The sequence below is a fragment of the Streptomyces sp. NPDC002156 genome (genome assembly GCF_053593675.1).
The window spans coordinates 1-12,178 of sequence record NZ_JBSFDA010000240.1 but is presented as its reverse complement, the minus strand read 5'-3'; the positions used below and the strand labels follow the sequence as shown (position 1 = coordinate 12,178).

7 protein-coding genes and 2 pseudogenes are annotated in these 12,178 nt (G+C 67.9%); 5 read left to right on the top strand and 4 right to left on the bottom strand.

All coding sequences use genetic code 11. The annotated features are described in order from the left end of the window. The coding region (locus ACWCRB_RS45945) for a flavodoxin (RefSeq protein ID WP_451001766.1) at window positions 1-401 on the bottom strand (401 nt) is incomplete at its 3' end. Between the two features lie 328 nt (window positions 402-729). On the opposite strand from ACWCRB_RS45945, the pseudogene istA reads away from it, so the two are divergent. Together istA and istB are read left to right on the top strand one after the other, a co-directional pair. Beyond that, a pseudogene (istA, locus tag ACWCRB_RS45940) lies at window positions 730-2,371 on the top strand (IS21 family transposase). Next, entirely contained in the window at window positions 2,368-3,156 is a 789-nt protein-coding gene (gene istB, locus ACWCRB_RS45935) for an IS21-like element helper ATPase IstB (protein WP_451001765.1), read from the top strand. Before istA ends, istB begins: the two are co-directional and overlap by 4 nt. A gap of 38 nt (window positions 3,157-3,194) precedes the next feature. Here istB and ACWCRB_RS45930 read toward each other — a convergent pair whose 3' ends face one another. Next, on the bottom strand, window positions 3,195-3,506 hold the full coding sequence (locus ACWCRB_RS45930; RefSeq protein ID WP_451001764.1) for a hypothetical protein: 312 nt from the start codon (window positions 3,504-3,506) through the stop codon (window positions 3,195-3,197). 542 nt (window positions 3,507-4,048) lie between these two features. On the opposite strand from ACWCRB_RS45930, the gene ACWCRB_RS45925 reads away from it, so the two are divergent. Together ACWCRB_RS45925 and ACWCRB_RS45920 are read left to right on the top strand one after the other, a co-directional pair. Then, entirely contained in the window at window positions 4,049-4,357 is a 309-nt protein-coding gene (locus tag ACWCRB_RS45925) for a trypco2 family protein (RefSeq protein WP_451001763.1), read from the top strand. 26 nt (window positions 4,358-4,383) lie between these two features. Further along, window positions 4,384-7,206 carry a hypothetical protein gene (locus ACWCRB_RS45920; RefSeq protein WP_451001762.1) on the top strand — a complete coding sequence of 941 codons (2,823 nt, stop codon included), beginning with the start codon at window positions 4,384-4,386 and terminating at the stop codon, window positions 7,204-7,206. Between the two features lie 186 nt (window positions 7,207-7,392). Here the strand turns inward: ACWCRB_RS45920 and ACWCRB_RS45915 are convergent, their stop codons facing one another. Next, window positions 7,393-11,307 (bottom strand): nSTAND1 domain-containing NTPase, encoded by a 3,915-nt coding sequence (locus ACWCRB_RS45915; RefSeq protein ID WP_451001761.1) that lies wholly within the window; start codon window positions 11,305-11,307, stop codon window positions 7,393-7,395. Between the two features lie 318 nt (window positions 11,308-11,625). Between ACWCRB_RS45915 and ACWCRB_RS45910 the strand changes: the two genes are divergently transcribed. Further along, on the top strand, window positions 11,626-12,081 hold the full coding sequence (locus ACWCRB_RS45910; protein WP_451001760.1) for a peptidase inhibitor family I36 protein: 456 nt from the start codon (window positions 11,626-11,628) through the stop codon (window positions 12,079-12,081). Between the two features lie 13 nt (window positions 12,082-12,094). On the opposite strand, the pseudogene ACWCRB_RS45905 reads toward ACWCRB_RS45910, so the two are convergent. Continuing rightward, window positions 12,095-12,178, bottom strand: a pseudogene (locus ACWCRB_RS45905) (AIR synthase-related protein); the annotation flags it as partial.

Genomic DNA, 12,178 nt, shown 5'->3' with positions numbered 1-12,178 from the left:
ACGGCCAGGCCGTCACGCAGTTGCGCGCCAGGGCACAGCTTTACGATGTCCCGCTCACTACCAGCGAGCCCGCTGCCTTCGTGGGTGCAGAAGGGGATGACGGTCTTGCCGTTGAAGTCGTACTCCTCAAGGAACGTGAACATGGCCATCGGCATGGTGCTCCACCAGATCGGGTAACCGAGGAGGACGGTCGTGTAGTCGGCCATGTTCTCCACACGCCCACTCAGCCGGGGGCGAGCGTCGGAATCCTGCTCCTCGGTCGCCCTGTCGTTGGTGGCGTCGTAGTCCTCCGGGTACGGGTGCCGGGGCACGACCTGGAGCAAGTCGGCGTTGGCTTCGCCGGCGACGTACTCGGCCACCGTCCGCGTGCTCCCGGTCCGGCTGAAGTATGCGACCAGCACTCCGGACCCTCCGGCTGCCGCCGACCCCTGCGGCCTCGTGGACATGGACGGGTTGGCGGTCGGCCCGCGTGATTGGTCCTGGGTGCTGTTGGAGCAGCCCACCAACGTCAACCCGGCGATCCCTGCCGCCGTGAGGAACCCGCGCCGACCCAGGTCAGCTCTCTGACGTGGCTAGGGCGGGTGTCAGCGGCTCCACCGAGGCGAGCTCAATGGGCCCCATCGGCGGGGGCGTTCGGGGGCACTGAGGGGTGGTGGCGAGGCGAAGTGGCCCCACCCTGGGCCTTGCGGTGGAACGGTGGATGTGGTCCGCCGAGGGTGGGTGCTGTGGATGTCCTTGTCCAAGCAGGAGTTGTTCGACCGGATTCGCCGGGACAGCTGGCAGCTGAAGCTGTCGATCCGGGCGTTGTCGCGGAAGTACGGGGTGCACCGGCGTCTGGTACGTGAGGCGCTGGCCTCGCCGGTGGCGAAGCCTCGTAAGCGTCCGGTGCGGATCTCTCCTCGGATGGAGCCGTACAAGAAGACGGTGGATGAGTGGCTGCGGGCGGATCTGGAGGCGCCGCGCAAGCAGCGGCACACCGCCAAGCGGATCGGCACGCGGCTTGAGGAGGAGTTCGGGGTCACGCTTCCGTACACCACGGTGCGGGACTTCGTCACGGCCCGCCGCCGGGCGATTGCGGCGCAGGAAGGTGTCCCGGCCGAGGGCTACTTGACCCGGCACAACGTGCCTGGCGCCGATGCCGAGGTCGATTTCGGAGAGGTCTGGGTCGATCTCGCCGGAGAGCGGGTGAAGTGCTTCCTGTTCGCGTTCCGTCTGGCCTACTCGGGGCGGTCGGTGCACCGGGATCTCCCGGTCCTGCGGGCAGCAGGCGTTCTTCGAAGGCCACGTGCACGCCCTGACCGTGCTGGGCGGTGTCCCGGCCGGTCAGGTGCGCTACGACAACCTCACCCCGGCGGTCCGCAAGGTCGTCTTCCGCAGTCGGCTGCGCGAGGAGAACCCGAAGTGGACCGCGCTGCGCGAGTTCTACGGGTTCACCGCGTTCTACTGCGAGCCGGGACTTCGCGGGGCACATGAGAAGGGCGGAGTGGAGGGGCAGGTCGGCTACTTCCGCCGCAACTACCTCACCCCCGTCCCGAGAGTGAAGACGCTGGAGGAACTCAACCTCCGGCTTGGCCGGTTCGAGGAACGCGAGGCGGGCCGCCGCATCGGATCCCGGATCCGCACGATCGGCCAGGACTTCGCCCAGGAGGCACCGCACCTGCTGCCCCTGCCGGCCGATCCGTTCGAGACGGCGATGACCTTCTATCCGCGAGTGGACCGCTACAGCCGGATCACGGTGAAGATGTGCTCGTACTCCGTCCCGGCCCGGTTCATCGACCGCAAGGTCACCGTCCACCTGACCGGCGACACGCTCGTCGTGTTCGAAGGCCGCCGCGAGATCGCCCGGCATGCCCGGCTCGCCGGCCGCGGCCTGGAGCACCTGGTCCTGGACCACTACCTGGAGGTGCTGCTGCGCAAGCCCGGGGCCCTGGACCGCTCCGAGGCCCTGCACCAGGCCCGCGCCGAGGGCACCTTCACCGCCGAGCACGAGGCGTTCTGGGCCATGGCCAAGCGGCAGCTCGGTGAGGACGACGGCACCACCGCCCTGGTCAGGGTGCTGCTCCTGCACCGCCACCAGCAGCACGCCGACGTGATCGCCGGGCTGCGAGCCGCTGTGAATCTGGGCAGCTGCAGTGAGGACATCGTCGCGCTGGAGGCACGCAAGGCGGCGCAGAGCGCCGGCCGGGCACCCACCGTTACGGCGTCACCAGCGGTTCGGGAACAACCCGAGCCCATGGACCCGGAGTTGCCGCAGGTCAGCCACCTCACCTCCCGCCGTCTGGCCAAACCGCTGCCCGCTGATGTCCGGCCCCTGCCCCGCCTGGAGCAGTGGGACGAGCTGCTGCACCTTCACCGCAAGGAGTCGCCATGACCACCGCCCACCACGCGCTCACCGCACAGGCCTCCGACGCCGTGATCGACACCGCCTGCCGCATGCTCCGGCTGCCCACCATGCGGGCCCAGGCCACCGACACCATCGCCCGCGCCGAGCGCGAAGGGCTCTCCTACGCCGGCTTCCTCGCCGAACTCCTGCTCGCCGAGTGCGAGGACCGCGACCGCCGCCGCGCCGAACGGCGCATCCGGGCCGCCCATTTCCCGCGCGACAAGTCCCTGCGCGAGTTCGACTACGCCGCCAACCCCAACGTCGACCCGGCGGTCATCCACAACCTCGCCACCTGCGACTGGATCACCAAGGGCTACCCGATGTGTCTGATCGGGGACTCCGGCACCGGCAAGTCCCACCTGCTGATCGGCCTTGGCACTGCGGCCGCCATGGCCGGTTACCGCGTCCGCTACACCACCGCCGCGGCCCTGGTCAACGAGCTCGTCGAAGCCGCTGATGACAAGCAGCTCGGCAAGACCATCGCCCGCTATGGACGCGTCGACCTTCTCGAAATCGACGAACTCGGCTATCTCGAACTCGACCGCCGCGGCGCCGAGATGCTCTTCCAGGTTCTGACGGAGCGGGAGGAGAAAAACAGTATCGCGATCGCCTCCAACGAGGCGTTCACGGGCTGGAGCAGGACCTTCACCGATCCACGGCTTTGCGCGGCGATCGTGGACCGGCTCACCTTCAACGCCACGCTCATCGAGACCGGCACCGAGTCCTACCGCCTGGCCCGCAGCAAGGCGAACAGGGCCAACGGGGCGAAATAGCCAGCGGCGGGCCCCTGTCTCCTACCCGTGGACCAAGTTCAGCGGGCCCGGACGATGCGCACAGCCTTGCCAGCCACTAGAGCGGCATGAGCGTTGTCACCACGCGTCTCTGCCGCCAAAGCGAGCCCGGATACGCGGAGCACATCCTGAAGACGTGCCGGGATCGTGTCCGCGCCCGGACGTTCCTCGGGAGCAATGGTGATCTTCACGATCACACCGGCGTCACAGAGCCACGTCTCAACATCTGGCACCACAGGCAATCCCGGGCAGTCGTCGACCTGCCGCAAGCCCCCGATCCTCAGAGCCTCTCGCACGTCGACGAGCGAGGGCTCGGCGCTGGCAGTGATCACCACTGACTCCCTTCGTCAGGACTGACCCTATGGCTTCCCTTGGTGTCTCAGTACGCCATCTGGCGGTCCCAGTTCAACTCGCCTTGCGGAGCCACCGCAAGACGCCTGATCTTCCCTAATCATCCACAAACTGGAGCCAGTTGGAGACGCCGCGGTGGAGCCGCCAGCGGACGCCCTAGCCACGGCATGATTCGCGGCAGAGGAGGCGCTGCCTCGAAAAGCCGCTCGCCCTGTGCCCCGCCGGGCGCGCAGCCTGGCTGGCGGCCCCAGCGGTGCCCCGCACAAACGGTGTGGCTGGCGAGGAAGGCTGGCTCTTGACGCTGATCTTCGGCCCGGCGTCTGTCCCGGGCGGGTGCGCGATGCTGATACATCGATCAAACGCCCGGCGAGGCATGCGTCAACGCCTCCCGCCTCAGACGGCGTCAAGTCCCGTTACCACAAGATTTTTGGGTACGGCGCTGAGACCCTTCGCAGTTCGGTGGAGGTGCTGGGCGCCGCCGCATTATTGTTGACGCGGATGGAATCTACGGGGGGTGTGTCGTATGGCAAGGGATTGGGCGGAACTGGGGGAAACGGTGAGCGTGATTCGTGCCCAGCTCCAGCAGGCGCTGGACGAGGGTGCGGACAAGGCACTTCGCTTTCGAACCGGGCCCGTGGAACTGGAGTTCTCCCTCGCCGTACACAAGGAAGGCGAAGCACGGGCGAAAGTCTTCGTCGTGCCGTGGTCCGCGGAGGCGCGGGCTACGGCCGGTGCTGACTCGGTCCAGCGGATCAAACTTACGTTGCAGCCCATCAAGTCCGACGGCACGGATGCACGGATCTCCGGACGAGCGGATCAACGTCCCTCCTGACGACGGTTGGGTAACGGAGACGCACGATGGACGCCGCCTTCGTCGTCGAGGTGTGGGTGCCCGCCACGCGCACCGTAGGCACCGGGTATCTGGTCAGCAATCGGCTGGTGTTGACCGCTTACCACGTCGTCCAGGGCAACCCGCCGGGGGCACCCGTCGAGTTCAGGCCCTTGGGGTGGCGTGCGCCGTCCAAGTGGCAGGAGGGCCGATGGCTGGTGGCTACGGTGCACTGGCCGAGCGGACCGGTTGACCTCGATGCGCACCCTGAACATGATGCGGCCCTTCTGCTGGTTGCGGACAGCGACTGGCTGTCGACGCCGCCGACTAGGGTTGCTCGCTTCGGGGTGGTGACGTCATCCGATCGGCTGCCCTGTGAAGGGCTCGGCTTCCCACTGTCCGAAACGCGGCCTGACGGGGTACGGGACACCTTTAGGGTGCTGGGCGAGGTCGATCCGCTGCACGCCTTCAAGGCGAGTCTGCTGTCCCTTCAGGTCACAGGGGTCGTAGTGCCAAAGCCGCGAGGCAGTATGTCGGGCTGGGCAGGCGCTTCGGGCATGGCGGTGTTCTGTGGGCCCCTCCTGGTCGGCGTGCTGGCCACCGACCGATCCGTGGCCGTCGACGCGCGCGTGCTCGGGGTGGTACCAGTGGCCCGCCTCGCGAGCCTGGCTGGATTCCGCGATACGCTCACCAGCCATGGTGTCGATCTGGTGCTCGAACCGGCTCCGGCACCCGAACATGAGCAGTTCCTCGCCCCGTATCTGAATGCCGTAGGCCAGTCTGTGCGCAGGCAGCCCTACCTGGGCGCGGACGAGTTGAGAGGCGAATTGCCTGCACTCGCCTCTGTCTACGTCAGGCCAAGAATGCGGGGCCCCCTGGGGGCTGTGGATGCCCTGGCCACGGATGACCTCCTTTCCCGTCCCGGAATCACCGCCATCTTGGCCGGTCCCGGGGGCGGCAAGTCGAGTCTGCTCCGGCAGTGGACGGAGGAACTGGCGGCGCGAGGGGCCACCGAACGGACAGAACTAGTGCCGGTCCTCGTACGGGCGTCAGCGCTCCTAGCGCCTACCCAGGCAACAGTCCCTTTGGCCGATGCACTCGCAGAGGCTGTCAACCGCGAGCTTTCACCCTGGCTCAGCCGGCGGCTTCCCGCGGACTTCTTCCGTGCTCCGCCCCGCTACCAGGCCCACTGGCTGGTCCTGGTCGACGGCCTGGATGAAGTTGTGGATCCACGTAGTCGCGACGCGGTTCTCACGCTGCTGGAGGCCCACGACCGGGACCGCTACCGCATCGTCGTGGCGACCCGCCCAGCAACTCCGCACGAACTCAGGCCGGTAGGCTCAGACGTCACGGTGTATCGGCTGCTCCCTTTCACCCCGGCTGACCTTCGAGATGTCGCACACGGCTGGTTCCGGGCACTGAAGCTGGAGCAGCCCGCTGCCTCCGCAGAGGCATTCCTGGGCGTAATCCGCCGTACGAAGATCCTCGACGCCGCCCGCAACCCCCTGTTGGCCGCCATGCTCTGCCAACTGTTCGCTACGCACCCGGATCAGCCACTCCCGTATGGCAGGTCGGACCTCTACCAGCAGTTCGTCGACGTCCAACACGAGCAGCGAGACGCGAGCGGGCTACGCGAGCAGACCGACCATCGCTTCAGCACCCATGGCCCCTCTGCCGTGAGTGTGGCCCACCGGGTCTTGGACGCGTTGCCGCAGTTAATGGAGGAATTGGCAGCGGCCCGATGGGCCGATCCCGACACCCACGCGGTGGGCTTCGTCCGTGAACAACCGGTTGCACGACGCCCCGACGGTGTCACCCAACCTGTATGGCAGTCCTTCCTCGATACCACCTTGCGCCGCAGCGGGCTGCTCATGGCCCAGTCGGACGACCTGGTGTTCCTGCACCAGACCTTCCTAGAACACCTCGCCGCCAGGAGCCACGCTTCTCGTTCAAGCAGGCGACGCCACCAGGTCCTTAAGCGTGCCTTCCACAATCCGATTAGATACTCACCCCGTTACAACACTCCAGGGGTCAGCAGGCGCCTTTGGGGGCAGAGGTACTGGTTTCCCCCCGACAGCAACGGGTCCTACCTCGGGTTCCTCCTCGACACGGCACTGTCCGTCCCTGACGCCGACGGGGGTGCCCGCCGCTACCTCGCCCGTCTGGCCTCGCCTGACGCTGGACTGCTGGGTTGCGTTTTCATCGCCGAGCAGGTCAAGAGCGGCACCCTCGTCCCAGAAGACATCGTGAACGCAGCCATCACGGTCCTCATCAACTTTGCCACGGACGAGACGAAGATCAAGTCCCAGCAGGATCTGGCCTACCGCAGACAAGCTTGCGAGGCGCTTAGCTGGCTCGGTGACCATCGCGGAGCAGACCTGCTGTACCAGACCGCGGTACGGAAGACCTGGGCTATCTGGGGCGGCCAAGGCCATGCAAGCCCCGAGCGGACTCGAGCGGCCGAGATGCTCGCCGAACTCGGCGATCCTCGCAGTCACGACCTCCTGCACGACCTCGCCGGGGACGACACCCTCTACGCCTGGGATCGCATCGGTCTTGCCCAGGCCCTGGCCAAGACCGGTGATCCCCGTGGAGTTGACCAACTACATCGCTTTGCCACCGACCGCTCCCTGGAGGACGACGTGCCGTTCAGCCTTTGCCTCCGGGCAGCCTCCGCCCTCGCCAAACTGGGCGACCGTCGGGGTGTGGGCCTGGTCCGCCGCTTTGCTGCGGACAATACCGAAGCGGAACATGTGCGGCGTGAAGCGGCCAGTGTGCTGGCTTTGCTGGGCCTTCGAGAAGAACTATCTAAGGGGTTGCCCTTCGGCTCGGACACCACCGTCGAGAGCTGAACCGGGCAAAAATGGCCGCGAATGCGAGGGCCATAGTGTGAGCTTCGTCGACCACGCGCCGCCTAGGTGTGCTGGGGTCCCGCCCAAAAGTGATCGCACCTGACCACGCGGTTCGGGGCACAGCACACCTCCGTGACGAGCCCCGAGAACACCGCCGGTGTACGGCGGTGGGTCGCTGGCACCGGCTCAGTCTGGGCATGTGGGGTGGGGTGGCTGGTCCGACAGGTACGCTGCGCGTTCCTGTGAGGTGAGGTCGCGGCCGGCCGCGCGGCAGATCTTGCTGATCGCCTCTGTGGGATCTGGTAGCGCCGTATTCCACCGGCGTACGGTCTGGTCTGTGCTGACGGTGGTCAGGTTACGGCTGTCCGGGCTGAACGTCAGTGAGAGCACCATGCCGGTGTGTCCGGAGAGTGTGTTCATGAGGCCGCTGGTGACCGTGTCCCACAGTCGGACTGTGTGGTCGTCGATGCTGGTGGTGGCCAGGATGCGGCCGTCCGGACTGAACGCCAGTGTGTCCACCTGGCCGGTGTTTCCGGCCAGGTGCCCGCGGCTTTGGCCGGAGGCCACGTCCCACAGCCGCACGGTGCGATCATCGGCTTGGGTGACTAGGGTCCGGCCGTCCGGACTGAACACGATCGAGTCGACCGGTGAGGGTTGTCCGGCCGGAATGTGGCGAAAGCGGCCGGTGGTCGTGTCCCACAGCCACACCGTGGACTCGTCGTCCCTGCCTCCGGGTCTGCCGGTGGCGTTGGTGGCGATGGTGGCGAGGGTGCGGCCGTCCGGGCTGAACACCACGAACCCCGGTCCGTAGGTTGGTTTGGGAGACAGGCGTGTGCGACGCTTTCCGGTGGCGGTGTTCCACAGTTCCACCCCGTGGTCGGAACTGCTGATGGCGAAAGTCCGTCCGTCCGGAGCGAACGCCAGCCTGACCGGATGGCCGTTGGATCCGGCTGGGATGTGGCGGCGGCCGGTGGTCGTGTCCCACAGCCACACCGTGCCGTCGTCGCTGGTGGCGATGGTGCGGCTGTCCGCGCTGAACACCACCGACCCCGGTCCGTAGGTTGGTTTGGGAGACAGGCGTGTGCGACGGCTTCCGGTGGCGGTGTTCCACAGTTCCACCCCGTGGTCGCGACCGCTGGTGACCAGGGTTCGGCCGTCCGGACTGAACGCCAGCCTGTCTGGCCAGCCGGCGGACAGGTGTGTGCGGCGGCTTCCGGTGGCGGTGTTCCACAGTTCCACCCCGTGGTCGGAACTGCTGGTGGCGAGGATCCGGCCGTCCGGACTGAACGCCGTCAAGTCCGCGTCCTTGAGGCGTTCGAAGCGGAGGCTCTCAGGCTGGTCGGCGGCCGTGTCCCACAGCCGCACGATGCCGTTCTTATAGCTGCTGGCGGTGGCGAGGGTGCGGCCGTCCGGGCTGAACGCCACCAAGGCGCCCGAAGAGGGGTGCCCGGCAAGGATGTGGCGGAGGCGGCCGGTGCTGGTGTCCCACAGCCGCACCGTATCGTCGTCGCTGGTGGCGAGGATGCGGCCGTCCGGTGTGAAGGCCATCGAGCTGACCACGTGGGTATGTCCGGCCAGACTCTGGAGGAGACGGCCGGTGCTGATGTCCCACAACCGCACCGTGGCGTCCGGGGTGATGCCGCCAGCCGCTAAGGTGCGGCCGTCCGGACTGAACACCATCGAGAAGAAGTGGTGGGTGTCCTGGGTGTGTCCGGCCAGACTCTGGAGGAGACGGCCGGTGCTGGTCTCCCACAGCCTTATCGAGCCGTCGCCGTCGGCGGTGGCCAGGGTGCGGCCATCCGGACTGAACGCCATGGAGAGCAAGTCCACAGGCTGTCGGGCGCCCGCCATCTCGGGGTATTGCAGAGGCCGCCTGATCAGGCGGCCGGTGCTGGTGTCCCACAGCCACAGCGAACCTTCCTCGCCAGGAGTGACGAGGGTGCGGCCGTCCGGACTGAACATCATGGGGTGGACCCTCAAGGTGTTGGTGCTCGCCGTTTTGGACTCTTCCAGGTGATGCCCGCTCGGGCGGCCGGTGTCCACATCCCACAGCTGTGTGCCGTGCGGGCTGGCGGTGGCGAGGGTTTGGCCGTCCGGGCTGAAGGCCACTGCGCGGATCGAGGGGGTGCGTCCGGCCAGGCTGCGGAGGCGGCGGCCCGAGTGTGTGTCCCACAGTTGCACCGTGCCGTCGGCATCGCCGGTGGCCAGGATGCGGCCGTCCGGACTGAACGCCTCCACGGCCACGCCGCCGGAGTGCCCGGGGAGTTGGTGCTTCAGAGGCACCGCGGCAACGGTGTACAGGCTTTCCACCGCCTGGGACGTCGGACTGGCCCGGTACGCCTGGACGGCCAGTAGCGCGGCAAGGTCGGGGTTTGTGCTGATGAGGGCGGCGGACTGGGTGGCGAGCTGCCGGGACAGGGCGATCTGCCGGGCGGCTTCGGCAGCCTGCCGCTGCTGGTTGCTGACCCGGCTCTGGTTCCAGGCGATCAAGCTCGCGGTGACCGCGAGGACAAGAAGGACGGAGAGAGTGACCGTGAGTGCGCGCAGGCGCCGGGTGGTGCGGGCTGCCGCTTGGTCGTCCCGCTCACGTGCGGAGAGGCTGGCGTCGAGGAAGGCGTGCTCCAGACTGGTGAGGTCTTCGATGCGTCCGGGGTCGCTGAAGTGCTCCTGGGCGGTGGTGAGTCGGCTTCCCCGGTACAGGGATCCTGCCTCCTGGCCCAGTTCCTGCCAGGCCTGTGCCGCTTCGGTCAGTTTCCGCTGCGTGCGCAGGACGTCGCGGTCTTCCTCGATCCAGCCGCGCAGCCGCGGCCAGGCCCCGATGAGGGCCTCGTGGGCAATCTCGACGGTGCCGTCGTCGAGGGTGAGCAGCCGTGCCCGGGCGAGTGCCTCCAGCACCGGGACGGTCTCCCGCCGGCCGAGGGTCTCCAGTTCTGCGCGCTCGGCTGGGCGGCGGGTGTCGGGGGTGCCGTCGCCGGGGGCGATCAGGCGCAGCAGCACCCGTCGGGCGGTAGCTGTCTGGTCGTCAGCGAACCGGCCGTAGACCTCTTCTGCGGTCTTGGCGATCGCACCGTCCAGGGCGCCGGCCGCCTCATAGCCCGCCAGGGTCAATGTCTTGCCTCGGCGGCGGCGCCAGGTTTCCAGCAGCACGTGCGACAGCAGCGGCAGCCCGCCTGGCGCGTCGGTGACCTCTTTGACGAGCCGGTCGGTCAGGGCCCGTTCCACGGTCAGTCCCGCGGCCATCGCCGGTTTGACGACGGCGTCGCGCAGTTCCGCCGGGCTCATCGCACCGGCCAGCAGGTTGGCATCGCGCAGCGCGTCGGACAGGTGACGGTGCTCGGCGCAGCGGCCGTAGAGGTCACCGCGCACGGCAAGCAGCACCCGCAGGCGGCTCTCCGGCTTTTGGGCAGTCAGCAGCAGATCGATGAAGCGGGCGCGCTCGTTAGCATCGTGGCAGAGGGTGAAGACCTCCTCGAACTGATCGACGATCACGAACGTGTCCGCTCCCGCGCTGACTTGGCTGTCAGGGGTGAGGAGGTGGGCGTGGGTGCGGGCAGGACGCTCACCGGGGGTGAGGATCCGGATCGCGGCGGGCCGCAAGCCCGGCTCTGGGGTGTGCTGGAGGACGGGGACCAAGCCGGCCCGCAGCAGGGAGGACTTGCCGCTGCCGGACGGGCCGAAGACCGCGGCGAACCGCCGGCGGCGCAGCAGATCGACCAGGTCGGCCGTGAGTTGCTCCCGGCCGAAGAACCGGCTGCTGTCCCCGGTCTCGAACCGCGCAAGACCCCGGTACGGCGGATCTTCTCCCTCATCACCCTCTTCCGGGCCGGCACCGGCAGCTTCCTCCACGGCCTGCTTCCACCGGGCCTCCCACTGCGCCGCATCGCCGCCGCACGCCCGCACATACGCCAGCACCACCGGCAGCGTCGGCAACTGATCACCTGATGCCGCCTGCGACAGCGTGGTCACCCCGAAGCCCGCTTCCTCGGCCAGCGACCGGTAGGTGATCCCGCCCGCATCCGTGCGCAGCTTGCGTAACTCGAACGCGAACCGCTGCACCGGACCCGCCGCCGGGTCCACCGGCAGCTCACGACGCCCCGCCATGCCCTCACCTCCTCCGGCCGCTCCCGCACCACGCAGGGCAGCCATCCCCCGTACCTCTACGACCCCAGAAGCATCACGCGTCCGGTCATTGTTCGGCCGCCAGAACCGGGCTGTCGAACAATCCTCCAGCCGCTGAACTCGGTACTGCGAGCGGCACGGGGGACCGCTCCACGGGGGCGCCCTGCCGGCCACCGGATCGGTCGGCAGGGCACCACCGCACCTGGGGGTGGGCACGCCCGCCCCTCGGATGAGCAACAGCCCATCCAGCCTCAAGTCCCCTGTTCAACCACCAACACGACCAGAATCAAGGAGTGGCCTGTGACCAGGACCAAAATCACCACCGCTCTCGCTGCGGTGGGGCTCACCGCCCTGTTCGCGGTAGTGGGCGCCGCACCGGCGTCAGGCATCGACCGGGACCTGCCCTCGCCGGTCGCCGCCGCCCCTGCGGCGATCGCGGCGGACGGCAACCTCTACGCCTGGCAGCACGAGAACAAGGGCGGCCGGGTCTGCTCCTGGGCCGGCAACGACAACAACTGGACCACCTGCTCCCCCGGGGCCCCCATGCGCAACGTGGCCAGCAGCCTGCTCAACAACGGCTACACGCACGACGTCTGGCTCTACTACGGCCCCAACCAGACCGGCGCCCAGTTCTGCCTCCAGAAGGGCCAGTACCTGGAGAACATCGTCCACTACTACTTCCCGAACAACGGAACCGGAGGCGGCACGTCCCTCAACGACAACATCGCCTCCCACGCCTGGGTCGCCGACTGCTAACCCACACCTAGATGATTTCGAGCCGGTCGCCGTCGGTGACCTCACCGATCACCGTGGCGATGACATCCCACTTGTCGCAGATCTCCAGGAACCGGTC